At 45.2% G+C, this 26,485-nt stretch carries 15 protein-coding genes, 1 other RNA gene and 1 CRISPR repeat array (1 of these 17 running past the window's edge); of the genes, 10 read left to right on the forward strand and 6 right to left on the reverse strand.

The features are described from left to right. Positions 1-73: 73 nt before the first annotated feature. A complete protein-coding gene (locus QUB14_RS00930; protein ID WP_333213581.1) occupies positions 74-496 on the forward strand; it encodes an NUDIX hydrolase in 423 nt (140 codons plus the stop codon). 96 nt (positions 497-592) lie between these two features. Here the strand turns inward: QUB14_RS00930 and QUB14_RS00935 are convergent, their stop codons facing one another. Then, complete coding sequence (locus tag QUB14_RS00935) at positions 593-1,141, reverse strand: LeuD/DmdB family oxidoreductase small subunit (RefSeq protein WP_333213579.1); 549 nt, start codon at positions 1,139-1,141, stop codon at positions 593-595. A gap of 178 nt (positions 1,142-1,319) precedes the next feature. Between QUB14_RS00935 and QUB14_RS00940 the strand changes: the two genes are divergently transcribed. The 5 genes from QUB14_RS00940 (at position 1,320) to QUB14_RS00960 (ending at position 10,275) form a co-directional block, all read left to right on the forward strand. Continuing rightward, a complete protein-coding gene (locus QUB14_RS00940) occupies positions 1,320-2,198 on the forward strand; it encodes a hypothetical protein (protein ID WP_333213577.1) in 879 nt (292 codons plus the stop codon). A 532-nt stretch (positions 2,199-2,730) separates the two neighbouring features. Next, positions 2,731-4,956: a GAF domain-containing sensor histidine kinase gene (locus tag QUB14_RS00945; protein ID WP_333213575.1), complete on the forward strand. Its 2,226-nt coding sequence runs from the start codon at positions 2,731-2,733 to the stop codon at positions 4,954-4,956. A gap of 445 nt (positions 4,957-5,401) precedes the next feature. Then, positions 5,402-7,081, forward strand: coding sequence for an AarF/ABC1/UbiB kinase family protein (locus QUB14_RS00950; RefSeq protein ID WP_333213574.1), 1,680 nt, complete (start codon positions 5,402-5,404; stop codon positions 7,079-7,081). A 954-nt stretch (positions 7,082-8,035) separates the two neighbouring features. Further along, positions 8,036-9,121 (forward strand): galactose-1-phosphate uridylyltransferase, encoded by a 1,086-nt coding sequence (gene galT, locus QUB14_RS00955; protein ID WP_333213572.1) that lies wholly within the window; start codon positions 8,036-8,038, stop codon positions 9,119-9,121. A gap of 29 nt (positions 9,122-9,150) precedes the next feature. Then, a complete protein-coding gene (locus QUB14_RS00960) occupies positions 9,151-10,275 on the forward strand; it encodes a M24 family metallopeptidase (protein ID WP_333213570.1) in 1,125 nt (374 codons plus the stop codon). A gap of 462 nt (positions 10,276-10,737) precedes the next feature. Here QUB14_RS00960 and ssrS read toward each other — a convergent pair. Next, positions 10,738-10,925: non-coding RNA, 6S RNA (gene ssrS / locus QUB14_RS00965), on the reverse strand. Between the two features lie 50 nt (positions 10,926-10,975). Continuing rightward, entirely contained in the window at positions 10,976-12,238 is a 1,263-nt protein-coding gene (locus tag QUB14_RS00970; RefSeq protein WP_333213568.1) for a 5-(carboxyamino)imidazole ribonucleotide synthase, read from the reverse strand. Positions 12,239-12,576: 338 nt separating this feature from the next. Between QUB14_RS00970 and purD the strand changes: the two genes are divergently transcribed. Next, the gene (gene purD / locus QUB14_RS00975) at positions 12,577-13,857 is read left to right on the forward strand and encodes a phosphoribosylamine--glycine ligase (RefSeq protein ID WP_333213566.1); all 1,281 of its coding nucleotides are present in this window, start codon (positions 12,577-12,579) and stop codon (positions 13,855-13,857) included. A 170-nt stretch (positions 13,858-14,027) separates the two neighbouring features. Further along, a complete protein-coding gene (locus QUB14_RS00980) occupies positions 14,028-16,193 on the forward strand; it encodes an ATP-binding protein (protein ID WP_333213563.1) in 2,166 nt (721 codons plus the stop codon). A 120-nt stretch (positions 16,194-16,313) separates the two neighbouring features. Here QUB14_RS00980 and QUB14_RS00985 read toward each other — a convergent pair whose 3' ends face one another. Further along, a complete protein-coding gene (locus tag QUB14_RS00985) occupies positions 16,314-17,669 on the reverse strand; it encodes an O-antigen ligase family protein (RefSeq protein WP_333213560.1) in 1,356 nt (451 codons plus the stop codon). Between the two features lie 34 nt (positions 17,670-17,703). Here QUB14_RS00985 and QUB14_RS00990 point away from each other — a divergent pair, with 34 nt between their 5' ends. Both QUB14_RS00990 and QUB14_RS00995 read left to right on the forward strand, forming a co-directional pair. Next, complete coding sequence (locus QUB14_RS00990) at positions 17,704-19,134, forward strand: SLBB domain-containing protein (protein ID WP_333213558.1); 1,431 nt, start codon at positions 17,704-17,706, stop codon at positions 19,132-19,134. A 21-nt stretch (positions 19,135-19,155) separates the two neighbouring features. Beyond that, positions 19,156-21,387: a polysaccharide biosynthesis tyrosine autokinase gene (locus tag QUB14_RS00995; RefSeq protein ID WP_333213556.1), complete on the forward strand. Its 2,232-nt coding sequence runs from the start codon at positions 19,156-19,158 to the stop codon at positions 21,385-21,387. Between the two features lie 255 nt (positions 21,388-21,642). Here the strand turns inward: QUB14_RS00995 and QUB14_RS01000 are convergent, their stop codons facing one another. Continuing rightward, on the reverse strand, positions 21,643-22,542 hold the full coding sequence (locus QUB14_RS01000) for a S1 RNA-binding domain-containing protein (RefSeq protein ID WP_333213554.1): 900 nt from the start codon (positions 22,540-22,542) through the stop codon (positions 21,643-21,645). Positions 22,543-22,641: 99 nt separating this feature from the next. Beyond that, positions 22,642-23,388, reverse strand: coding sequence for a dienelactone hydrolase family protein (locus tag QUB14_RS01005; protein WP_333213552.1), 747 nt, complete (start codon positions 23,386-23,388; stop codon positions 22,642-22,644). An 829-nt stretch (positions 23,389-24,217) separates the two neighbouring features. Further along, positions 24,218-26,485: a CRISPR direct-repeat array (repeat unit 37 nt; unit sequence GCCGGAAAAAACCTAAAACCCTATCAGGGATTGAAAC); it runs 326 nt beyond the window's last position.

Genomic DNA, 26,485 nt, shown 5'->3' on the forward strand with positions numbered 1-26,485 from the left:
TTTTGGTTAATTTTACAGATGTTGCTGAACCCGCTCCTACAGCACTTTTTTCCTTCTCTTTTCTTTCTAACACATGACTAAAATTCACGTTGCGATCGCGATTTTGTACCGAGAGGGCAAGTTTCTCTGTCAGTTGCGGGACGATATTCCTCATATCAGGTATCCCGGACATTGGGCTTTGTTTGGCGGACACTTGGAACCGGGAGAAACGCCGGAAGTTGCTGTAGTGCGGGAATTATCAGAGGAAATTGGCTATGCTCCTGCAAGTGTTTCTTTTTTCTGTTGTGATGTCGAAAAAGATGTCGTTCGCCACGTTTTTCATGCACAACTTAGTGCGGATGTCAAGGATTTAGTTTTGCTTGAGGGGTGGGATATGAAGTTGTTGACACCCGAGCAGATTCGGGCTGGCAAATGCTATTCTGAGCAGTCAGGAGATGTGCGACCTTTTGGCATTGCTCACCAGCGCATTTTATTGAATTTTATTGAGTCGATGTGAGAAAATTTCCCCGCACCCTAGATGGGAGCGGTTTGAGCGGGGAGATATTCGTAAGGTGCGCCCGGTGGTACACCCTACACTGCAGGGTTTTAAAAGTTAAGAGCGAGCCGCAATCATTCCCGTTTGGCGCGCGTACTCAAACAGCCCTCCGGCATCTATTACCGGGCCTACTTCTCCTAAAGGTTTGAGCGAGAAAGTTCGATCGAGAGTGTGGTTGATAATTTGCTCTGCTGTAAAGTCGATCGTCACTTCTTGGCCGGTTACAAACAAGTCGCAGAGTCGCTCGACTGATTCCATCGGGTACAATTCGCCAGTAGCCGAGCAATTGCGAAAGAAAATGCGGGCGTAAGACAAAGCCACCACTGCTGTGACGCCGGCGGCCCCGAGAGCTATCGGAGCGTGCTCCCGCGAAGAACCGCAGCCAAAATTTTCGCCTGCTATGATAATCGGATACCGGGTTTTCTGTTCACCGGATTCGATAAACTTACCGTAGCGATCGGGCAAGCCAATCATAGCGTAACTGCCTAGTTTCTCGTACTCATCCGGCTTCGAGGGAACCAGGGTCAGGTATTCGGCCGGGATAATTTGATCTGTATCAATGTTGTCGTCTACAACAAAAATGTGACCGCTAATTACTTTACCCATAGTTTATTTCCTGTTAGCCTCGCTCGATGCTGTGGTGATAATTTTAAGTGGATCGGTATGCAAGATTTGCATCTGTTTATTTTAACCTGGCAGTGTCAGTGATAACCTGTATGAGTAAAAATTAGATCCGAGACTTTGGGTTAACAATTAACAGATTGCTAAGCGTCAAGATAGTTTTATGGCAAATCCAATAGATGACATTGCTCGACAAGCTCGCGAGGGCTCGGTTGCATCGATTATTCAAATCCTTAATGACGAACTGGCACAGGTAGGGGTCAGGGCCCGAGCTGTGTTTGCAGACGGGGTGCTGCAACTGCTGTGCGAAGCTGCAACGCCCCAAATGCTCGAAGAGTCTAGTTTGGTCGATCGAGTCCGAGAAATTTTGGAACGCATTTCGCCCCACAATATTCGCCGAGTCAACATCAACAGTCGGCTTGTCCGAGAACACCAACTGCTGTGGCTCGAAGAAATTAGCCGCGATCCCGATAATCAACTGTTGTGGTCTCAAGAAATTAAACTCCGAAAGCCGAATTTGTTCAAGCGTTTAGCTCTGAGCAACCATCACGAACGCCAAGCTCTCTCCGGCAAGCGGGCTTTGCCGAGAATGGCTATACCTCGATCGATGCAGCAACCGCGGCAATTTCAGCGCGGTATCGTCGGCGGCATCAGCTTGACCGTGCTGTTACTTGCAGCAGTGGCAGCCATCTACAAAGGACTTAATTCCCAAGTGCCAAACAGCACACAAGCCACCACCCAAGCCGTAGCAACTGCCCCTGCCTCGGAGGCAAAACCTGCTTTGAAAATTTCTAAGGAGACTGTTAATTCTGCTGTTGACTCTTTTGCCCAAGCAGTGCGAGTAGCCGAACAAGCAGCCACCCAGGGCAAAACCGCTCAATCTCGCCAGGATTGGTTAGTCGTAGCTGCTAAGTGGCAGCAAGCTTCCGATTTGATGGCCGCCGTGCCTTCCAAGCATCCCCGCTACACAACGGCTCAGAACCGGACTGCACTTTACCGCCAAAATAGCGATAAAGCCCAACAGGAAGCACAAAATAAGTAAGCAGGTAAGTGGGAGAAATTTAACCAGAGACTTGGCTGCACGGCTCTAGGTGTTGTGAAAAATGAGTTTTTGAGCAAAAACTCGAAAACTCTCAACTATGTTATGATTGATAATTTTTTGAATGGGAATTTTTGCGATCGCTGTCACTCGATCGGCGGATTTGTATCCAAATAAAAATTTGTTAATATCGCAAACTTAAATAGGAAACATCACAAAGTGAGGAGAAGGGTGTCACTAAGCGGTCTCTAGAAAAGCTTCATACTATACAATAACAGTCAAAATTAGCGGGAATCGATTGATAATCATCCGGTAAAGGATGGTAAAGTTCATCCCGTACAGCTCGAAGGGTAGAAAACGGGAAAATAGAACTCTGTCAGCTCGGGGTATATTTTCAGATATCTAGTGACCCGCCGACAGGCTGCACAAACACAGAAAGCAGGGTCATAACAGTCAAGCCGACAGTTATGGAAAAGTTCTATATTTGTTGCAGCGGGAGCCGGCTCAAACATCTTAGAATAAAGGCTTGGTTGCCATGATCGATTGCCAGGGAAATCAAGACTTTAGTCCGATCGACCGATCGCCGTCCGAGTCTTGCACTTTGCATTTACCGCAAATCGCAGAACCAGTATCAGTCCAAAAATTTCTGGATCGTCTTATGCAGTTCCAGGTCGATCCTGCCCTTCTCGGGCGACAAATTTGCCAAATTCTCGCCACCAGCTTTGATCGAGAACTCCTGCTGCTGCAAATAGCCAATACTTTGGGGGTTGCATGGGGGGCAGATTTCTGTTGGGTTACTGCTGTGGTTGACCAAAAAGTAGTAAATCCGAATGCTTACTGGCAAAATAGCAGCGATTTCCCCTATGTTGCCGGTGTTGCGGATTCCACCGAAACACCGGAACACCCGCAAACCCCAAGATTAAAACCGCCTAGCATATCACTCGAACATCCCGCTTGGGCAAACGTCCTAGCAGACGGCGAGATAGTGGCGATATCCGATTATCTTGATAGTCCGGCAGCTTCATCGCCCAATTCTCCTGTGACTGCGCTGCCTTTGCGGGCAATTTTGGCAGGGCCTGCCCGATTTGGAGGGGCTGTAAATGGCATGGTGATTGTTGGTAAGTCGCAACCTCACGAGTGGTCGGTAGCCGATCGGCAGCGCCTTGAAGCAGCATCAGAGGCGATCGGCATCGCGATTTCTCACATTCAAAAAACTCAAGAAATTGCCAGCTTAAACGAACAGTTACAGCGACAAGCTAAATACAAAAATCTACTCATGTCAGTTGCTGCATCGCTCGACACAAATTCAGAAGTCGATCGAATATTGCAGCAAGTTATTGAAAATACCGTCGATACCCTGGAAGTAGATAGAGGTCAAATCCTGCTATTGAAATATAGAGACCCTCTATTTAAAGATCGCTCCCCCAATCAAACGCCCAAAGCGAAAGTCGAATTCCTCTGCGAATCCGTTGTAAAAAAAGCTCCAAACAAACAGGCAATAACACAAAGCGCTACTGGGAAAAAAAGCTCAACATCCAAAACAAAAAACAAGGATAAAACTGCTAATTCCCAATCCAAAATCCCCAACTCCAAACCAAATAACTCTCCCGCTTTTTGGCTGTCAGAATCTAATTTGTGCCGCCAAGCATTCCACGGCGCACCCAAACCCCTCGCCCTCGCTGACGCAGGCGAATTAATCGGCAAAGAACAAGAAGCAGCCAAAGAAATTTTGAAACTCCAAGGTATTCGCGGCTTGCTGCTGGTTCCCCTCACGGGCGGTTGCTGCCAGGAAACAGTTTTGGGTTTCTTGGTTTTGCAGCACTCCGAGCCGCGCACTTGGACCCCGGAAGAATTAGAAGTTCTGGAATCAGTCAGCGCTCAAGCGAGCAAGATGATTATCCAAACTCAAACGCTTAAGGAATTGCAAACAGCAGTCTTAGACAGAACCGCTCAGTTGCAGCAAAGCCTCGACCTGCAGGGGAAACTGTACGAACAATCTGCCAATCAGCTAGAGCAAATGCGGAAATTGAAGGTGATTAAAGACGAGTTTCTCAGCACTCTGAGTCACGAGTTGCGTACCCCTTTAACAATCATGAAGCTAGCGATTCTGATGCTCAAACAAGCTGAACTGCCGTCAGCGAGTCGGACTAAGTATCTCGACATTCTCGAACAGCAGTGTTCTAAGGAAACTGCTCTGGTTAACGATTTGCTGGCCCTCAAGCAGTTTGAGCCTCAGCAAGTCCCGATTTCTCTAATCAAAATCGATCTCAACCGTTTATTTCAAGATTTAGTTAAGGATTTTGAAAAACAGTGGGCGGATAAGCAATTGACTCTGAAGGTGGATTTGCCCAAGTTAACCCCTTGCTGGGAAACCGACCCGGACATTCTCAATCGGGTGCTGCTGGAACTGCTGACGAATGCTGGAAAATACTCTGCTTCTGGAACGGCGGTAGTTTTGGAGGCGTCTGAGGCAGCCGGCTATATTGTCCTGAGCATTTCTAATTTCGGGCGCGGCATTTCTGCTGCTGATTTGCCCCACATCTTTGACAAGTTCCGCCGTGGCACTGGCATTACTGACCAAGCTATCGCCGGTACGGGTTTGGGTCTGGCTCTGGTAAAGTCTTTAGTGCAGCACTTGAATGGTACTATTGATGTATCTAGCTGTCCGGCAGAAAGTTCAGAATCTGACAATTTGTGGCGCACATCTTTTACTCTGACTCTGCCGCAATTTGCAGCGGAACTCTGTAATGTAGAAGAATAGTTCGGTTGAGAAGCTGCTGGGAATTGGCAGCGAACAGGCGAAACTAGAAAACTTGCCAGAAGAGGGAGATTTGGAAATGTCGTAAACCCTACCAAGTCCTCTGTTTTGAATTATTGGTCTGGTTGCAGTCTAAATTGCCGGTTCTCAATTGCTGATTTTCCCCAAGACTTATATTATGTCTAGTTATTGGGCTGTAATTAGCGCGTGTTTGTCGTGAGTACGACTGTCCTCTATTTATGAATAATTAATGAGGACTTGCATTACTTACTAGGAACTTAATTATAATTGTATAGTTGGAGATGACATTACGCAGTATAGACCAAAGAAACTGAGTTTTTTAACTGTTTCAAAGGCCTGCCACCCGTCTTTTCGTACAAGCCGGTTTCTGCGTCCTGGATTGTCCCCAAAAAATTGTCACGGTGCATGAAATTCGATAGCCAATATTATGCTCACAAAAGCTGCACCTAAAACCCTGCGTTGGCAACGTTCTAAATATTCGCCACTGGCACGGCAAATAGACATTTTTGCAGCGGCGGGAAAGTTTATGTTTTTTTTGTGGTGGGACGGACTGCTGCAAAATAATTCGCCTCAAACTAGAAGAATTCGGGCTCATTGGTTGGTCAATACTTTGCTGAATTTAGGCCCGACTTTTATTAAAATCGGGCAGTCTCTCTCGACTCGGGCGGATTTGCTGCCGCTTGAGTATGTCAAGGAACTCGAACAGTTGCAGGATCGGGTTCCTCAGTTTAGTTCCGAAGAGGCGATCGCTCTTGTAGAATCAGAGTTAGGCAAGGATATTTATGCTTTGTACCGCGATTTTGACCCGTCGCCGATCGCTGCTGCGAGTCTGGGACAGGTACACAAAGCGAGGCTGCACACCGGGGAAGATGTGATTGTGAAGGTGCAGCGTCCGGGTTTGGAAAGTTTATTTGATTTGGATGTGAAGGCGGTGCGCCAAGTGATGCGTTTTTGCGATCGCTATTTGCCTGGGACGCGCAAATATGACCTGGAATCTATTTATCACGAGTTTTTTAAGATTTTATATCAAGAAATTGACTACGTGCAAGAAGGTAAAAATTCCGATCGCTTTAGCCATAATTTTCGAGAATATCCTCAGGTTATTGTCCCGAAAGTCTACTGGCAATACACGACTAAAAAAGTGCTGACTCTAGAATACGCACCAGGCATTAAGGTGGACGACCGAATTAGTTTAGAGGCGATTGGAGTGGATATTGTGAAGCTCAATCAACTCGGAATTTGCTGTTATTTAAAACAGTTGTTAATAGACGGTTTTTTTCAAGCTGACCCGCATCCGGGAAATTTGGCGGTGACAGAAGATGGTAGCTTGATTTTTTACGATTTTGGGATGATGGCTGAGATAAAGTCTCTGGCTAAAGACCAAATGGTCAAGACTTTTTTTGCTGTGATGAGAAAGGATACTGACGAGGTACTCAATACTTTAATTTCGATCGGCTTGATTGAGCCGATGCCGGATATGATGCCGGTACGCAGGCTGATTGCTTTTCTGTTGGATAAGTTTATTGATAAGCCCATCGACCTTCAAGCTTTTAATGAAATTAAGAACGAACTTTACATCATGTTCGAGCAGCAACCGTTTCGCTTGCCTGCAGAAATGATGTTTATTGTCAAGTCCGTGACGACTCTCGACGGCATAGCTAGAACTCTCGACCCTAACTACAATTTCATAGCATCGGCTCAGCCTTTTGTCAAGAGTATTGCGGTGAGCAAGGGGCGGGGAAATGCGATCGGAGAATTGGCAAGGCAAGCGCGAAGTTTTATTACATATAAGTTACGGCAGCCGAGCAAATCGCAGGTTTTTATCAAGCGTTTGGAGCAGCGAATTGAAGAGGGCGAACTGCAAATTAGAGTGCGAAATATCGAGAGCGAAAGAGCCTTGAAACGCATTAATTTAGCCCTGAAAACTCTAATTTTTGCTTGCCTGACTGGTTTTGTGTTTTTGTCGGGTGCAGTGCTGCTAGTGGGCGGATACAAAACGGGGGCGATCGCAGCTTTTGCGGTTTCGGGATTTGGTGGCTTGTTTGTGTTGCGCTCGTTGTTAGACTTGTTGGTTAAGGAAAAGCTCGATCGAATGGTCGATCGATAAATATACTGGGTAATTGGGAATTGCGATCGCAGTCAGGACTTTAGCCCTCATTAAAAAGACTAATGCTGACTCATTTCTCCTGCATTTGTAGGTTATTTAATGCTGTCCAACGCTCATATTCCGATTCTTGGGCCACTAACTCTGCTTCTATCTCTGCTCAATTTTCGTGATAATCAGTGCAGGATAAACCTGCGCTAAGCAGAGACGATCCAATTCTGCTGCTATTTAGTCAGCAATATTACCTTGTTATATAACGCTGTAATTCGCTGCACTAATGTGGCAGTACCTGCAATAATAGGGATACAATTGCGAAGGTGTGGAGCGCGGATAATTAAAGTGGCAATATCCGTTAAGTTTAGCCTATGCGAATCAAAGGTTAAAAATTAGGTAGCCCTGCACAGTCAATAATTAAGGGTTTTATTTGATAGGTCAACTGGCGTTCTACTCATCAATAAAATACCAAAGAGCTGCCTATAATATTGGAGAGTATTTTAAAGTGGTGATTTCCCCCTACAAAATATTCTTTGTATCAGAGTATTATTAAATTTTTCTAGTTAGTCTGACCACTATCCTTTCCTACTGCTATATCTTGTTAAACAGGAGGATTGGTGATTTTTTGAGTGATCAAGTTTTTAATCTCGTGAGGCTCACTCTTGATGAGAGAAAAAGGAGATCCCTTTTTTGGCACACTATATATAGTGGGCCTGCGTAAGTCCTGTCAAAGCTAAAGTCCTCTTAGATATGACTCAAGAACTCATTAGTCCTCATAGCGAGCTCTTTAGCTAAAAAACCCGTGGGTTTCCACCCCTGGAGGACTTGCGGACGGTCGGCTGACGTTGGTACTGCAAAGTAAACTTGTTAAAATAATTTGCGACTTTAGGTAGGGGCGGATGCTCAAAGCACGAAGTTATACTCCTAAAATATATTAAACGCGATCGCCCGCCCCTACAAAAAATGTACGCCCAAACATTGCTAAAACCAGACGGCCGCCCACTCACACTGTACAGTCGCTACCCAATCCCAGAAGGTATCGCGGCCGTAAGTCCCAGCAATGAACCAGTAGAGGCAAACCCCCACTTTCGGTGGCATCCTTTGCGGGGGGAATGGGTAGCATACGCCAGCCACCGTCAGGGAAGAACTTTCATGCCGCCGCCGGAATACAACCCGCTGGCAGCTACAATTAACCCTAAGTTTCCGACAGAATTGCCACCGGGAGAGTACGATGTAGCAGTGTTTGACAACCGCTTTCCCTCGCTGACTGTGCAAGCAAAAAATGCACCTGCAAATATTGTCGAAACTTTGCCTGCCAAGGGCATTTGCGAAGTCGTTGTTTTCACTCAAGATCCGCTAGCTTCATTGGGTTCTTTGGAGTTATCTCACTTGGAATTATTGTTAGAAGTATGGGCCGATCGCACTTCAGTTATTGGCAGTAATCCCGAAATTCAATACGTTTTGCCCTTTGAAAATCGCGGCGTCGAAGTCGGAGTAACTTTGCACCATCCCCACGGTCAAATTTACGCTTATCCGTTCGTGCCACCGGTGCCGGCACGGATGTTAGAGTGTCAATCGGTTTATTATGAAAAAAACAGTAGCGGTTTGCTGCAAGATTTGATTCAAAAAGAGATTTCCGACAAACAGCGAATTATTTATTTAGACGAAGAGGCGATCGCCTTTGTCCCCGCTTGTGCCCGCTACCCTTACGAAGTGTGGATTGCCCCGATCGCCCCCGCTGCTACATTTATCGATTTGACGGAAAAACAGCGTCAATCACTCGCTAAAGCCTTAAAAACAGTCACCCTAAAATATGACGGTTTGTGGCATCGCCCATTCCCTTATTTGATGGCTTGGTTTCAAGGGCCAACAGACGGGAAACCCCATCCAGAAGCGCATTTGCACGCCCAATTTTATCCGCCCTATCGATCGAGCGAGCGGCTAAAATACCTCGCAGGAACCGAACTCGCCGCCGGAATGTTTGCCAACGACGCTTTACCCGAAGAAAAAGCTAAAGAATTGCAAGCCGTATCGGTCAATCTATCTTAGATTTTAGATTTTAGATTTTGGGTCAATATATGATAAACTCATTCAACAAAGAAGTCGATATAAAACTCGAATTCATCCGCCAAGCCTTAACCGAAACAGGAGCGATCGCCCTTCGCTTGCGAGGCACTGATTGGTTTGCCTGGGCAACAGCCGGCGGTTCCCATACAGTATTGCTAACGGCAGAAACCGGAGTTGCAGAAATATTAATTACTGCCGAAAACGCTTGGGTTCTCACCGATGAAATCGAAGCTCAACGCTTGCAGGACGAGGAATTGCCAGCCAACTTTCAAATGCACATCTATCCTTGGGCAGATGTTGCACAGCGCGAAGCTTTCGTCAAAGAAATTACTGGTGACGGTAACGTCATGAGCGATCGGCCAATTTATCCCAAAGAAACGCCAATAATCGCATCTTTACAGTCTCGCAAACAGACAATGATGTCAAGCGAATTAGAGCGATACCGGCGAGTCGGGCGTTTAGCCAGCGAAGCGATGACAGAGGTACTTTCCGCAGCCAAACCAACATGGACAGAATATCAGCTAGCGGGAGCCGGTGCAGAGGCTTTGTGGGCGAGAGGTTTGCATCCAGCCCTGACATTAGTTGCTGGAGAAAGGCGTTTACCAATGTACCGCCACGCCACAGCTACCGCCGAACAAATTGGACGACAAGCAATGTTAGTATTTTGCGCGAGGGGATGGGGTTTGTATGCAAATTTAACCAGATTTGTCTGTTTCGATTTTCTGGGGGAAAAGTATTCAGAGTTGCACCGACAAGTCAGGGAAATTGAAGCAGCGGCGCTAAATTTGTGTAGACCGGGAGTAACGCTGAATGCGGTTTATGATACGCTTAAAACTACTTACGAAGAGCACGGATATCCTCAAGCAATTGCGGAACACCATCAAGGCGGAACTACCGGATATTTGGCGCGGGAAATTGTGGCGAATCCGGCTACTTCAGATATTTTGGCAGAAAATATGGCTGTGGCTTGGAATCCGAGTTTGTCGGGAGCAAAAATTGAGGATACGTTTTTAATTCACAGCGATGGAACGTTGGAAAATTTGACTTTTGATCCGAATTGGCCGAGTGTAGAAGTAGCGGGAAGGTTGCGGCCAGTACCGCTGGAAATATGGCACGATCGACCGTCGTCAATTTAACTTATCGCTTTATTTTTATCTCAGGCGCGATCGACAAGTCCTATCAATTCCGGTTGCACTTTTCATCATAGCTTGACGAGTGACTGTCAGTCGAAAAACTGAATGATTGTTAAGTTTTGAATGTTGACTCGATTTTATTATTCCTTCCTATGCAACCGGAAACGATATCATGGCTAAGGCATTATATCAATTCCGGTTGCACCGGAATTATTGTTGACTGTTGACTGTTGACTGTTGACTGTTGAATGTTGACGGGCGAGTCGAAAAACTGAATGGTTGAGCGTTAACTGTTGACTCGATTTTATTATTCCGATGCAACCGGAAACGATATTATTTAGAATAAAATAGCCCTGTCTAGAGGAGTTTAGGCAAAACTTGAAGATGTAGTAAGACAAAGGCGTTTATCTCAAAAAAAAATAGGCTAGCCATATTTCACAGCGCCTATCTCAATCGAAATTTTAATGGCTCCCCGCAACGCCGTCTTACCTCAGCTTTTGACCTGGTATTTTACCAGGTGGGTACCGTTGGCTCGGACTTAAAGTTTCTGGGTACAAGCCCAGTTTACTGCTGTCCAAACATCTTGATTCCCGAGAGTTAAGAGTTATAGATCAAAAAAACATTATTGGCAGTCACCAACGTCGCAGTAGAACCTTTATTTAATATATACCAACTAACCAGATTTTGGCAACCTTCGAGCAATTTAACTTGCATACCAGATGGATTCTACGGTTTGAGCGAGATCCTCTGCTGACGATCGCCCCTGAGCCACCATGTCCGCGTCGAGCACAACTGTAACGTGACCGAGTTTGCGGCCCGGACGCGATTCTTTCTTACCATACCAATGTACAAAAGCACCGCTAATTTGTGCCAGTTGTTTTCTTTTTGCTAAATAATCGGACTGGGCCGACTCGTAGCCAAGCAAATTTACCATGACAGCGCCTGCACATTTCATATCCGAATTGCCTAAAGGCAGTTGACAAACTGCGCGCAAATGCTGTTCAAATTGTGAAGTTTTGCAAGCATCAATTGTAAAATGTCCCGAGTTGTGAGTGCGGGGTGCAATTTCATTGACTAACAGCTTATTATCGGCGGTTAAAAATAATTCAATGCCGAATACGCCGACAGCTTGCAAACTGTTGAGGAGAGTGCGGGCGATCGCACAAGCTTCAGTTTTGACATCTAAACTAATATCAGCGGGCGCAATCACCAGATGACAAACCTGATTTTGCTGCTGAGTTTCCACTATCGGATAAATCGCAATTTCGCCATTTGCCGATCGAGCCGCAATCACTGCCAATTCGCGATCGAACGGCACAAACTCTTCCACTAGCAAAGAGTGACCTTGGAGTTTAGCACGAATTGACTCCAAACTCCCCGGATCGTTAACAATAAAAGTACCTTGGCCGTCATAACCGTGGCGGCGAACTTTGACGACAAAGGGAAAGTCGATCGATCCAGCATCCGAGTCTCCTTCCATCTGCACGCTGTCGGAAACCGAAATTGCCGGAAAGTTGATCGCCACCGCCTTAAACAATTCTGGGGGCAAATCCGCGCTGCAATCCCATTCCCAAAACCTCGGAGTTGGCAAACCCAAACCTTGTAAATAACAGCGCTGAACGTACTTATCCAACAAAGGAGAAAGCGACGACAAACTCGGCTGAAATAACACACCTTGCTGTTCTAGCGGCCGCAAACCATCCAAATCCACAAACTCATTTTCAAAAGTAATAACATCGCAGCCAGCCGCCAATTGAGCCGTAGCCAAAACATCATCAACAGCAGCCAAAACAACACCAGCAGCAACAGAAACTGCCGGGTCAGTAGCGTGGGGAGTTTGTACTACCAATTCAATACCTAGCGCCCTAGCAGCATCCCCCATCATCGAAGCTAGCTGGCCGCCGCCGACAACGCCCACCCGCTTAAATTGGGCAGACGAACTCGCAGCGGTTTGATTTGATTTCATGTGAGTAAAAATTCGCAGAGTCAACCTGCCTATCTTATCGCTATTTGGCCCTAGCTCTATTGCAGTAATTGAAGAGTTAAAAGCCAGAAAAGAGTTTTAATTGCAGGATTAAATCGAGGCAGAATCCATAAAAATTGGGCAGCTAAAGTCTTTAATTATTGCACGCTCCCAGCCATTGAGAAACAGCGGTCGAAGCCCGCTCCTCCAGAAAAGTGCCACATCTAGCAATTCCCTAGCGCCAAGCATGGCATAATTGACAGCACTGCAAAAAGCAGATAGACAGATGCCAACACTGAAAATCAGACATTCAGGAAACAAAATTTATAGGTGAGGATACTGTGAAAGTTTTAGTTGTGGGAAACGGAGGGCGCGAACACGCCATCGCAAAAAAACTGCTAGAATCTACGCGGATTAAACAAGTATTCTGCGTACCGGGCAACGGCGGCACAGCTACGACCCCAGGCTGTCAAAATCTGTCGCTCAACATCGACGACTTCCAAGGCATCGAACGCTTTGTGATGGTCAACAACATCGGATTAGTCATCGTCGGCCCCGAATTGCCCCTATCGCTAGGCATCGCCGACTATTTCCAACAGAAAAAACTCATGATTTTCGGGCCCACCAAAGCCGGTGCCCAAATTGAATCCAGCAAATCCTGGGCCAAAGAATTGATGCTCCAAGCAGGCATCCCCACACCCAAAGCTGCCGTATTTACAGACGCAGAAGCAGCCAAAGCATACGTTCTGGAACAAGGAACCCCAATAGTCATCAAAGCAGACGGACTCGCATCAGGCAAAGGAGTCACCGTTGCCACCACCGTTAAAATGGCTCACAGCGCCATCAACACCATTTTCCGAGGCGAATTCGGCACCGACAACCTCCGAGTCGTCGTCGAAGAATTCTTAACAGGTCAAGAAGTCTCGATTCTCGCCCTCACCGACGGCATCACAGTGGAACCGTTGCTGCCGGCCCAAGACCACAAAGCTATCGGTGAAGGCGACCAGGGAGCCAACACCGGCGGTATGGGAGCCTACGCCCCAGCGCCCATTGTCACCCCGGAACTCATGGAAAGGATTCAAGAAGAAATTCTCGAACCCACCCTCGCAGCACTGCAAAAACGCAAAATCGACTACCGGGGTGTACTCTACGCAGGTTTAATGATTACCCCCGACGGAGAACCCAAAGTCTTAGAATTCAACTGCCGTTTCGGAGACCCGGAAACTCAAGCGGTTTTGTCGCTGCTGGAAACTCCTTTGGAAGATTTGGTGCTGGCCTGCTGTCACCAGCGTCTCGGTGAATATTCTATTCGCTGGAAGTCGGGGGCCTCTGTTTGCGTAGTTTTGGCTTCTGGGGGCTATCCTGGAACTTATCAAAAAGGCAAAGTTATTACAGGTATTGAGGAAGCTGAAGCCAAAGGAGCAGAAGTGTTTCACGCCGGCACTCAGTTGAAGCAGCAGCAGTTGGTGAGCGACGGCGGCCGGGTTTTGGGCGTCACTGCGACGGGAGAAACTTTGGAACAAGCTATCTCCAAAGCTTATGCAGCAGTTGATTGCATCCAATTTGAAGGCGTCTACTGCCGTCGGGACATCGGTCGCCGAGCGCTTGGCGATAAAAATTAGGAACTGCGACATCGGCCGCCATCCCACAGCCAAGCAATCTCAATGTAGAAATGTAACAATGAAGTTTGGTATCTCTGCGGTGGCGGTAGCGGACAAGTCGCTGCAGAAAATTCGATCGGGAGCCAACTGAATTGATCTTGCTTTTAATATTGAACTGGTGAACAGGTGAAATGCTGGCCATACTAAACAAAATCGGAGAAATTATTGCCCGCTGGTGGTCGGATTTTACCCTCCAGACCCGCCTGATGGCCGCTGCTACCCTCGTAGTATCGTTAATTATGAGCGGCCTGACATTCTGGGCCGTGAATACTATCCAGCAAGACGCCCGACTTAACGATACTCGCTACGGCCGCGACCTCGGTCTGCTGTTGGCGGCAAATGTGGCGCCGCTGATTGCCAAAAACGATCGCTCCGAAGTAGCCCGCTTTTCCCGCCAATTTTACAGCAGCACCTCCAGCGTCCGCTATATGCTTTACGCAGACGAAGCGGGGGATATTTTCCTGGGCATACCCTTTTCGGAATCCGAGGTGGAAACTTCCCTGACGCTGCGCCGCCAGATCAAACTTCCCGATAATTTTCTCGCCGATATTGAGGCGAGAAATTTAACTTCTTTGCCTTTGGTGCGGCAGCATTTGACGCCAGATGGAGAAGTTACCGATGTATTTGTGCCGTTAATTCATGAAGACAAATATTTGGGAGTTTTGGCGATCGGCATTAACCCAAATCCTGCAGCAGTTATCTCTTCAAATCTAACTAGGGATGTCACTTTAGCAGTATTTGTCACTATTTGGGTAATGGTAATTTTGGGAGCTGTATTTAATGCCCTGACAATTACTCAGCCGATCAAACAATTAGTTTTTGGGGTCAAAAACATTGCCAGCGGTAATTTTAAGCAGCGAGTTGACCTGCCTTTAGGGGGAGAATTGGGCGAGTTGATCGGCAGCTTTAATGAAATGGCCCAGAAACTCGAAAGTTATGAAGAACAAAATATTGAAGAGCTGACAGCGGAAAAAGCTAAGTTAGAAACTTTGGTTTCAACGATTGCTGATGGCGCGCTTTTATTAAACGCAAATTTGCAGGTTATTTTAGTTAATCCGACGGGGATGCGGATTTTTGGATGGCAAGGCAAAAAAGCGATCGGAGTAAATGTTCTGAACATTTTGCCTTCGGAAGTGCAGCAGGAATTGGCTAGACCTTTGCAGGAAATAGCTGCGGGCGATCGCGAAGGCGGCGAATTTCGCATCTCTATGAGCGAACCAGTTAACCGTACAATTCGGATTGTTTTAACTACAGTCATTCTGCACAAAGCGCCCGGGGCAGAACCGCTGTGCAAAAGCTGCATCCGCCATGAGGAAGATACCTGTACCGAACCACAACGCCCGGTAGCTGTAGAGTGTACTTTCTACGAGCAAACCTCCAAGCATCAAGGTTCCGGAAATTACCGAGAAAGTCTCAAAGGCATTGCAATGACAGTGCAGGATATCACTCGGGAAGTAGAACTCAATGAGGCTAAAAGCAATTTTATCAGCAATGTTTCTCACGAATTGAGAACACCTTTATTTAATATCAAATCTTTTATCGAGACTCTCCACGAGTACGGAGAAGACCTTCTAGAAAGCGAGCGCAGGGAATTCCTAGAAATTGCCAATCGAGAAACCGATCGACTAACTCGTTTAGTTAACGACGTGTTAGACTTGTCGCGACTGGAATCCTGCCGAGTTTATCACTTGGAGGCTGTTGACCTCCCGCAAGCTGTGGAACAAACCCTGCGGACTTATCAGTTAAATGCTAAGGATAAAGGCATTGAATTAGAGCAAGAAGTTGACCCGTATTTGCCGCCTGCTTTAGGTCATTACGATTTGTTACTGCAAGTATTTGCAAATTTAGTAGGAAATGCCTTAAAATTTACTCAGTCAGGCGGCAAGGTGGCCATTCGAGCGTATTTGCTAGAGCCGGAGGCGCCAACCCACAAAGACGGTCACTCCCTCAACCAAAACTTGTCACCGGATGCCAAACATTTTCCGGTAGTGCGGATCGAAATTTCTGATACTGGAATTGGCATAGATCCTGAAGACCAACAAGCAATATTCGATCGCTTTTTCCGGGTAGAAAACCGAGTACACACTTTAGAAGGAACGGGATTAGGTCTTTCTATTGTCAGAAACATTATTGACAAGCACCACACTAAAATTAATTTAGTTAGCGAAGTTAATGTGGGTACGACTTTCTGGTTCGACTTGGCAGTTTATCAGCCGAAACAAACACTAGAGATGGAAAATTCTTGGCCAGTGGAAGCAACGGTGGAGAGTGAAACAATTGCAAGTCATATTAAGTGAACCCACTTAATTAAACGTAAAATGCGATCGGTGTTAAACCCCCGACTTCTTTAAGAAGTCGGGGAGATGCCTATTCTGTTTAAAGATTCTCCTAATAAGCCTGACCAAAGGCTGACATCATCAGTGTGGATTATCCTTAGCTGTCCTATCTAAGCTCAATTTTACCGATAAAACTATATACAAACACCAATAAGTACCAACCCCGAATATTCCCCCCTCTGTCAAATTGGTCATGAGCGTAAATGTTAATAAATACAAAGGCAAACCTGACTCTGGAAAACTTCCTTTAACTAGGTACTTTATACCTCTAAATATATTATTAAAAAATGACCCAATAAACAACAATAATCCAGCCCAACCCAGTTCGCAAAGTATTTCAAGAAAACCATTGTGAGAGTGGGGTGGCACAAAACCCGTTTTAGCTACTAAAATTCCGTAAGCGGGGTTGTCCATGCCACGCCAAGACTGCCAAAATCCTTGCACTCCATAACCAAATATGGGATTATTTTGATTAACTCTATCAATAATTAAAGGCCAAAAATCGGTTCTACCGGTTAAAGTCATATCTTTTTGCAAGCCATCCACAATAATAGCCTCTAAATTATTTAACACCAAAATACTTATACCTATACTACCGACCCAAAATAAGATAAAGCAGACAAAAGCCCATTTTACAGGTAATTTTTTTAAGAGTGCTAAATAACTCCACAAACAGATTAATACCACTGTCAAAATCCGACTAGCACCACTACAACCTTTTTGCAATCCTACTAAAGCTATTAAAATAATAAATAATGAGAAATATCGATACTTACGCTCCTGAAAAGCATATAAAATCCATAAAGAAGCTGTATTAGCCATTTGAAAAGAAAAAGGGTTTTTATGACCTAACACTCCTGTCCAACAACCGTCCGGTGCTGGATTTGGGTTCACAACTGCCCATAAAGCTAATAGACCAGTTAGCCATCTCAATAATCCATAAATTTCCAACCAACTATACATTTTCCCTACATAAATAGCAACCAGTGTGATTCCCCACATAGCAAAAATAGCCCTAAAAGTAATTTCAGGAGTTTGTGACCACAATCCCGACAAAGTCATAATCAACAAAAACAAACCTAAAAAAATGTCTCCTGCTATCCATTTAATGACTAGAGAGACTGTTTTTTGGGTAGTTTTAGTTAAGCGGGGAAATAACATTAATATCATGGACCCATAAATTGCAATTTGACCAATTATAGTTGGGGGTGTAGTTTCTAAGTTGTAGAAAATGTTAGGATGGAGTTTGGTAAAGGGCATGGCCATGATACCTGATCCACCAGTGATGGTAAAAAAAAGTATCCCCACAAAAATCTTTTCTAATCTGGCACCCAATTTGGGATGGCGTGCGACTAAAATATAAATAGTCACAAACACGATCACCGCTACACAAAACAACATCAACGCAAACATCGGCACCCTTAAAATATCTTTCATGGCTTTACCTCTATCATCAAATTTCTTACTACCTATGAAATGGCTTACCCTGCGTGCTTTACAACTGCCACTGCTGGCGCTGGTACTCACTCTCTCCTACCCTCAAACTAACCTCGCTCAGTCCCCTGCCCCCGCAATAAGCATTAATACTGACTACTATCTAGGTGGTGGAGACAATATTAGAATTGATATCTACGATCTGCCCCAGCTTAGTGGGGAGTATCAAATTCCCGCTGGGGGAGCTATTCAAATCCCGATTATTGGTAGTATTCCCCTTCAAGGATTAACTTTAGAACAGGCAGCCCAAGTTATCACTAGAGCTTATGGCCGCGTTGTAAAAAGACCTTTAGTTACCATCAGCTTACAAGCTGCCCGCCCGATCAATATTTGGTTGTCTGGTGAAATAAGCCGTCCCGGCTCCTACTTATTGCCCCTAGCTAATGGAGGTGGCAACAGACCATCTGTTCAGTTTCCCACCCTTCCTCAAGCTTTAGAAAAAGCTGGGGGTATTCGAGCTAGCGCTGATATCCGCCGAGTAATTGTGCGGCGTCGGCTCACACCTAACAAAGAAATAACTATCACTTATAATCTGTGGGATTATTTACAAACTGGTCAGACCACCCAAGATATCACGTTGCGAGATGGAGATCAAATCTTGGTTCCCCCTCAAGAAACAATTAATTTAGCAGAAACAAATCAAGTTAGTGAATCTACTTTTTCTATACCAGCAGAGCAACCCCGTAGTGTCTCAGTATTCGGAGAGGTAAAGCGTCCCGGTAGATATGTAGCGATCGGTGGTGATACCCAAAATGGTCAAAGAACCAACGGACAGCCGACAATTATCCGTGCTCTACAACTAGCTGGTGGCATCACATCAATCGCCGATATTCGCCAAATCCAACTCCAACGTTATACTAGAAGTGGCAAACAACAAATCCGCACTATTAACCTCTGGCAATATTTGCAAGAACAAGATACCTCTCAAGATACTATACTACAAGAAGGGGATATCATCTTTGTCCCGACAGCGACGGCTATCGACCCAGGAGAAGTTTCTGTTCTAGCTACTGCTAGCTTTGCTCCGGGGACTGTGCAAGTGAGTGTTATCGGAGAAGTAAATACTCCGGGTGGGCTCAAATTACCTCCTAATACTACCTTAAATCAAGCAATTATGAGTGCAGGGGGTTTCCGACTAACTCGCGCTAACTCTAGAGCCGTGGAACTGATCAGGCTGAATCCTAATGGAACTATATCCCGATCGGAAGTAGCTATTAATTTGAATCAAGGAATCGATGCTCAAACCAACCCACTTATTCAAGATAATGACATAATTATAGTGGGACGATCGAGGACTGCTACCTTGGTAGACACCATTACCACTGTTCTCACACCAGCTGGTAGTATTATTGGTGGACTTCTCGTTCCCACCCGACTAATAGAGCTACTCAGACTCTTAGGAAATTAGGAATTTCATAAAATTAGCCTTATGGATAAAAAGCTGTTTTCTCCCCTAAAGGATGATCTTAATGGTCACTATCTGTCTGCTGCCTCCCCTAACTACGTAGCTAGTACCCCAGAAGGAGATGACCAAGCCCTTGATATTGGATGGGTAGTAGCTGTCGTCAAACGTCGCCTTCTGGTGATGGCTATAGTAGCTGCCAGCATAGGTACTTTGACCGGTACTTTCGTGTTCAGGGCTGCCAAAAAATCTATTACTGAGTATGAAGGAAAATTTACAGTTTTAGCAGAACCGCTTACGACAGACGATCGGCTATCAAAGCTCTTAGTCCAAGCTCAAAGTAACGGTATAGGCATCACAGACTTGAACAGAATTAAGTCATCAGCGGAAGACGGTTCCTCGGTGGATTATCAAAGTTTAACGCGGGTTTTAAAAAGCCCCGAAGTGCTAATACCATTAGTTAATAAATTGCAACAAAGATATCCAAATTTTGACTATAAAAATCTCAACAACCGCTTGACTATCCAACGTGTTACTTTCTTGCGAGATGGGAAGCAGGGGGGTACTAAACTCCTAGATATTAGCTACCGTGATCGAGACCCCAAGCGCATCAAATATGTGCTGGAAGAAATTGCCAAATATTACCGAGAATATATGGGCAAAGAGCGCTTAAGGGTTAGCAAACAAAGTATTGATTTTATCGCTAGACAAATGCCACCCCTCCAGCAGAAAGTAGATAACTTGCAGCAAGAATTACAAACCTTAAGAATTAAGTATAACTTTAATCAACCAGAAGTACGCAGCCGCAGCCTATCAGATCAGCTAGATAGTGTAACTAATCGTCGCCTAGAAGTGCAAGTACAACTAGCAGAAAGTAGGCAGCAATATGAAAACTACAAAAAAAGATCTTTAAATGGCGATAATCGTTGGATTATTGATATTAGCCCTAAGTCTTATGAAAGTTTAATTGGCAAAATAACTGAAATAGAGTCGCAATTAGCTTTAAGCTCTACTCAATTTTATGAAAATAGCCTTCCCATTCAATCTTTGCGGGAAAAGCAGCAAAGTTTGCGCGATTTAATGAAAACAGAAGCTGAGTCGGTTCTCTTTCAGATGAAATCACAACTAGAACAGTTGGAAGTTCGCGAGCGAGTGATAACTAATAGCCAAAATTTACTGCAAGCAAAAATCACTCAAATGCCCCAAGCTCAACGTCGCTATGATGACCTACAATTAAAACTAGAACTAGCTAAAGATACTCTCAAGCTGTTCATGGAAAAACAAAAAACTTTACAAATAGATGCTGGTCAAATTTATGACTCTTGGCAAATTATATCTAAACCACAGTTAGTCACAAACGAAAAAGGTGAGCTCGACCCAGTAACAGAAAAACAAACCCGCCGGCAGCTAGCGATCGCGCTCGTTATTAGCAGTTTACTAGGCATTGCTGTAGGTTTTCTAGTAGAAGTTTTAAATACTGTTTTCCATACTCCAGAAGAAATTAAATCAGCAACTAAACGCCCTCTTTTGGGAGTCATTCCGATCGCCAAAGCGATGAAAATTAAATCTCGTAGAGGTGAAAGGGTTCCCGCTCAATTCACTAGCATAACTTCAAATACTAACGGTGCAAGCTTAAAACGAATAATAGTTTCAAATTCCCAAGATTTTCCTGTAATCGAGGCATTTCACTACTTATATACAAATATTCAATTATTAAATGCTGAACACCCAGTAAGTTCTTTAACCATCACTTCGACTCTTAAAGGTGAGGGTAAGTCAACTGTAGCACTTTATTTAGCTAAAACTGCTTCTGCTGTGGGTAAACGAGTATTATTAGTGGATGCTAATATGCGTTCTCCTCAACTCCACACATACCTTGGTTTATCAAATCTGAAAGGTTTAAGTAATACTTTAAGTTCTGATTTAAGCTTAAATGAGGCTATTCAGCGATTACCCGACGATGACAATCTTTTTGTCCTCACTGCTGGTACTATTCCCCCTGATCCAATTAAATTACTTTCTTCGAGAAAGATGCACTATTTAATGGAACAATTCCTAGCGTTATTTGATTTAGTCATTTACGATACACCACCTTTAATTGGTTTAGCAGATGGTCATTTACTAGCCTCTCAAACTGATGGTACAGTGCTGATAGTAAAAATAGAAAAAACAGATCGCGCACTGGTAAACAAAGCTTTAGATCAACTAAATGTAGCCGATTTTAAAGTATTGGGAGTAGTAGCTAATGGGGTTAAATAACGAACGCTGAAATGGAGTTAGACCGCCAAAGGAAGAAGTAAGACAATTTTGGATTTTTGATGTTTGAATGACCAGAGGTATTCACTTACTAGATAGGGGTTGGGAGTTAGCCTATAGTTGGATTCTTTTGGGAAACTGGTATAAGAAGTCGATGTACAATGCAAAATAAGTAAATCAAGCTAATTAAACGTAAAACGATCGCGCTCTTAGAGCCCCGACTTCTTTAAGAAGTCGGGGTGGTAATTATATCAAGACTTAAGAAAGAGTTTTTCGAGCGCGTTCCGATCGCTCTTCTGCGGTATCCATAACATCCGCCATTTTATCCACCATTTCCCCTGGGTAATTTTCCAGTACCCGAGTAGAAAGTGAAATCCGGCCACGACTTTCATCAAGGTCAAGCACGATCGCTTTCAGGGGTTGACCGGGAGCAAACACCTTTCCAAGGTTATCAATATATTTTTGGCTAACTTGCTTGATGTGCAGCAAACCGCTAACTCCTTCCAAGTCCACAAACACCCCAAAAGGCTTGATGCTGCTGACTTTTCCTTCCACCAACTGACCAATTTGCAAATCCTTGAAGGCATTCGATTGAGTGGCCATCCGCTGGGAAAGTACGAGTTTTTCTCGTTCGCGATCGACCTCCAAAAAATTAACGCTCAAAGATTGACCGATCAGCGATTCTAGGTTATCGCGATCGACTAAGTGCGATCGGGGAATAAAACCGCGCATTCCCTGAACATCTACTGTCACGCCGCCCTTATTCGCCCCAGTAACCCGCACCTGAAGAACTTTACCGGTTTCCTGCAATTCAATTAAATCTTCCCAAGCTTGCTGAATTTGTAACTGCCGCAGAGACAAGGTAACTTGGCCATCTGCATCTTGTTCGCGGATAATCAAAAAGTCCCGTTCCTCGTCCAGGGGAACCACTTCCGACAAATCCGTTACTGTTCTCAAAGCAGCCTCTTCGATCGGCAAAAAAGCCGAAGACTTGCCGCCGATATCAACATACGCGCCGTTTGAGTCGTACTCGAACACTTTGCCGCGCACTACTTGTCCCTTCTGGAACTCATAATTGTGCTGTTCGAGGGCTTTAGCAAAATCATCCATTGAAAAGGATGCTTTTGCGCTTTGAGAACCTGTAGATTTGGAATTCATGTCAGTTTAGTTGTCAGTTGTCAGTAATTTAGTTGGCAGTCGTCAGTAGAAAAAATTTTCCCACTCTCCCCATCTCCCTATCTCCCCATCTCCCACTCTCTAAGCTGGTTGAAGTTGCTGATGAAATAGCTGCTTCACCTGCACCCACGAGTCGGCTGCTGCCGTAGCGTCGTAACTGCCGCGGTGGTCGCAGAAGAAGCCGTGATCGGCATTGTAGCGGAAAATTTGGTGAGAAATACTGTGTTTTTGCAATTCTGCGGCGATTTGGTCAACTTGTTCTAAGGGAATGCTGGGGTCTTGAGTGCCAAAAAAGGCGTATAGAGTGCCTTTAATGTCTGCTGTGCGGGCGATCGTCGGGGTTCCTCCCCCGGGGGTTTGGGTGGCGATACCGGCGCCGTAGAAGGACGCTGTAGCCTTGATTTCTGGCAAAGTAGCGGCGAGGTAGGCGACGTGTCCTCCAAAGCAGAAACCAATGCAGCCAAAACCTTCTGGTTTGACAGAGGGTAGAGTTTTGAGGTAATTGATGGTGGCTTGGATATCGCCCAGAAGTTCGGAAGCTGTGGTTTTTTCTTTGTATTCTCTGCCGATTTGGATGGCTTCGGGTGTGTAACCGGTTTCAAAGCCGGGGGCTTGACGCTGGTAAATGGCTGGGGCGATCGCCACATATCCTTCTTTTGCTATTCTTTCAGTAACTTCGCGGATGTGCGAGTTGACGCCAAAGATTTCTTGAATTACGATCACTGCGGGAAATTGCCCTGGGGAGGTTGGCTGGGCTAGGTATGCAGCTATTTGTAAATCCCCGTTAGGAACTGTGATGTTTTCGGTGCTAATTTCGGCTTTTGTCATAGGTAGTTTTAAGGTAAATGCCACTCTACTGATTTTAAGTTAATTTGGGGAACTTGTAGGCAATTCGCCAATAATATTTTTCGGAAGCGCGAATCGCAAATACCGCAAATATGGCAGGTAAAAATTCGCTATTTATTGAAGCTTTAGGTTTGGCTGAATAGGTCGGGTTCGATCGCTCCTAGCACTTAATTGGGGTAAAATATCGGCAAAATATAAGTTGTGGTCTGTGATTTTCTAAAGCATAGATTTTGATAAGTCTACGACTTGGCAGCTTTTATCTGGCTTTTTCGTGAGATTTTAGAGATAAGTGTCTAAGTCGTTAGCTGTTGAATATGAGCTAATTTTTTTTGATATATCGAAGTTGTTTTTTAATCGCTTTGCTTTCTGGTTGGCGGAATCGTTTGAGGAGATTGATGCAGGCTAGGACTCAATTCTAAGTTACGATCGCCACGCCCAACAAAGTCATCCAACCCAAGGAAGAGAGTATTTGGTTTTTTCCGCTGTGCACTGGGTGTCAGGCTAAGATCGAAGGTATTGGTGGGGTAGAGCCCGTTGAGCGAAGAATATTTTTTGCTGAGTTTCCGTGAATGGGTAGGTGTTAAAATCGGGCTATCAAATTTTTCGCCTCGAACTCATGTGCAGCAACAGTTTGATGCCCTTAGCCTGAAAAAACGATTGACGGAAAGTCTGTAAGCTTTACAGCATAAGGTTTTGCAGGGAGTAGGGAAAATCTGGTATTGACAAGCCGAAGGCTGCAATGGTACTTTTGCTGTTGACTGACGCAACTGCACCTTGAAAACCAAATACACCCAGGCTTCTGGAACGGGCGGCCGGAAAAAACCTAAAACCCTATCAGGGATTGAAACCCAAATCTCGCAAATTGACGACTACGTGGGCAAAAAGCCGGAAAAAACCTAAAACCCTATCAGGGATTGAAACTCAATTGTTAATGCGATAGCTTAAAGTTTAGGGTTGCCGGAAAAAACCTAAAACCCTATCAGGGATTGAAACCGGGAATCCATACCGGAACGATGAAAACCACTGTACACAAGCCGGAAAAAACCTAAAACCCTATCAGGGATTGAAACCAAGTAAAGCAATTTTTATAAATGCAAACTCTTACGCCGGAAAAAACCTAAAACCCTATCAGGGATTGAAACCCGCAAACCTTGGGATATAGTTTTTTGCCCGCCGCGGCCGGAAAAAACCTAAAACCCTATCAGGGATTGAAACTTTCGAGCTCTTTTTCGGCTTCCTTCTTGGTTTCTGCGGCCGGAAAAAACCTAAAACCCTATCAGGGATTGAAACAGTATTTTAATCACGGCCATTGATGAAGCCTCAGAGCCGGAAAAAACCTAAAACCCTATCAGGGATTGAAACCTTTTGTTCCCTCCTTAAGCTTGTTCCGAGCTTCGTCTAGGCCGGAAAAAACCTAAAACCCTATCAGGGATTGAAACAAAAAACGCAGCCTCTGCACAGCGGGTAAATCTGTAGCCGGAAAAAACCTAAAACCCTATCAGGGATTGAAACGTAGGCAATCTCAACTGGTCGGCCTGGTACGCAAAGCCGGAAAAAACCTAAAACCCTATCAGGGATTGAAACAAAAGATTAATCGAGTTGCTTAGTCAGTGCGACCCTGACGCCGGAAAAAACCTAAAACCCTATCAGGGATTGAAACGTTTTGTATTTGCCTATCCCGCCTCTGTACAATGCCGGAAAAAACCTAAAACCCTATCAGGGATTGAAACCGATCGCCTGACGGACAATTGATGGCTCATCCCCTGCCGGAAAAAACCTAAAACCCTATCAGGGATTGAAACAGCGTCCCGTCGCGCTTCAAAACAGCAAACAAAACCAGCCGGAAAAAACCTAAAACCCTATCAGGGATTGAAACCGAGCAAGTTCACTCGGTTTACAAAGTGATGGAACGCCGGAAAAAACCTAAAACCCTATCAGGGATTGAAACCAGGACTGGCAGCTCGGAGCATACAAGCCCATCTCAGCCGGAAAAAACCTAAAACCCTATCAGGGATTGAAACCGGAAAACCAAGCGTGAGAAAGCGAGTCAATGAGCCGGAAAAAACCTAAAACCCTATCAGGGATTGAAACGCAAACGCTGGAACTCCCCCCACATCTACTCAAGTAGGCCGGAAAAAACCTAAAACCCTATCAGGGATTGAAACTTAATCATCATTGAGTTTATGTGGTCGCATCTTTGCCGGAAAAAACCTAAAACCCTATCAGGGATTGAAACCTTGCACTTGGTATTCGCAGCGCTGAAAGTGCGCCGGAAAAAACCTAAAACCCTATCAGGGATTGAAACGCAAAAGCAAGAGGCTGAAGTTCAGATCAAGATAACGCCGGAAAAAACCTAAAACCCTATCAGGGATTGAAACTAGGGTTTGTCCGGCACGGGATTAAATATTCGCGCCGGAAAAAACCTAAAACCCTATCAGGGATTGAAACGCAGCAGAAAACTTAGAGCGAGCGCGCCAACCAAGCCGGAAAAAACCTAAAACCCTATCAGGGATTGAAACCAACGTCACTGCCCAAAAGTCTCAAGATGGTGTTGTAGTGCCGGAAAAAACCTAAAACCCTATCAGGGATTGAAACTTGGCCGCTTGCTCGATCCGACTTTTGCCGTCGCCGCCGGAAAAAACCTAAAACCCTATCAGGGATTGAAACACGCGCAATCGGTGGCAATTCCCAAACTTCCAATTAAGCCGGAAAAAACCTAAAACCCTATCAGGGATTGAAACTCGGTCGCTGATTCCCGGCGGCGCTCGTCAGGCGGTCGTAAGCCGGAAAAAACCTAAAACCCTATCAGGGATTGAAACAGTGAGGTGAGAGATGGCAGATGTTTCTCCTCGATGCTGCCGGAAAAAACCTAAAACCCTATCAAGGATTGAAACACTGCATCTCGCCACTAACCACGACTACTTCCCTGCCGGAAAAAACCTAAAACCCTATCAGGGATTGAAACTGATTGCAGCGAGAGATTTCAGCCAGTTTGCTGCGGCCGGAAAAAACCTAAAACCCTATCAGGGATTGAAACGAGCACTTCCTAAACCTGTGCTGACTTTATGCGCTTGCCGGA

It is taken from the genome of Microcoleus sp. B3-D2, from assembly GCF_036705345.1.
Taxonomy (GTDB): domain Bacteria; phylum Cyanobacteriota; class Cyanobacteriia; order Cyanobacteriales; family Microcoleaceae; genus Microcoleus.

Excerpts from the sequence above, each read along its gene's own strand:
- QUB14_RS00930 (WP_333213581.1), top strand. The coding sequence starts at position 74 with ATGACTAAAATTCACGTTGCGATCGCGATTTTGTACCGAGAGGGCAAG.
- QUB14_RS00935 (WP_333213579.1), bottom strand. The coding sequence starts at position 1,141 with ATGGGTAAAGTAATTAGCGGTCACATTTTTGTTGTAGACGACAACATT.
- QUB14_RS00940 (WP_333213577.1), top strand. The coding sequence starts at position 1,320 with ATGGCAAATCCAATAGATGACATTGCTCGACAAGCTCGCGAGGGCTCG.
- QUB14_RS00945 (WP_333213575.1), top strand. The coding sequence starts at position 2,731 with ATGATCGATTGCCAGGGAAATCAAGACTTTAGTCCGATCGACCGATCG.
- QUB14_RS00950 (WP_333213574.1), top strand. The coding sequence starts at position 5,402 with ATGCTCACAAAAGCTGCACCTAAAACCCTGCGTTGGCAACGTTCTAAA.
- galT (WP_333213572.1), top strand. The coding sequence starts at position 8,036 with ATGTACGCCCAAACATTGCTAAAACCAGACGGCCGCCCACTCACACTG.
- QUB14_RS00960 (WP_333213570.1), top strand. The coding sequence starts at position 9,151 with ATGATAAACTCATTCAACAAAGAAGTCGATATAAAACTCGAATTCATC.
- QUB14_RS00970 (WP_333213568.1), bottom strand. The coding sequence starts at position 12,238 with ATGAAATCAAATCAAACCGCTGCGAGTTCGTCTGCCCAATTTAAGCGG.
- QUB14_RS00980 (WP_333213563.1), top strand. The coding sequence starts at position 14,028 with ATGCTGGCCATACTAAACAAAATCGGAGAAATTATTGCCCGCTGGTGG.
- QUB14_RS00985 (WP_333213560.1), bottom strand. The coding sequence starts at position 17,669 with ATGAAAGATATTTTAAGGGTGCCGATGTTTGCGTTGATGTTGTTTTGT.
- QUB14_RS00990 (WP_333213558.1), top strand. The coding sequence starts at position 17,704 with ATGAAATGGCTTACCCTGCGTGCTTTACAACTGCCACTGCTGGCGCTG.
- QUB14_RS00995 (WP_333213556.1), top strand. The coding sequence starts at position 19,156 with ATGGATAAAAAGCTGTTTTCTCCCCTAAAGGATGATCTTAATGGTCAC.
- QUB14_RS01000 (WP_333213554.1), bottom strand. The coding sequence starts at position 22,542 with ATGAATTCCAAATCTACAGGTTCTCAAAGCGCAAAAGCATCCTTTTCA.
- QUB14_RS01005 (WP_333213552.1), bottom strand. The coding sequence starts at position 23,388 with ATGACAAAAGCCGAAATTAGCACCGAAAACATCACAGTTCCTAACGGG.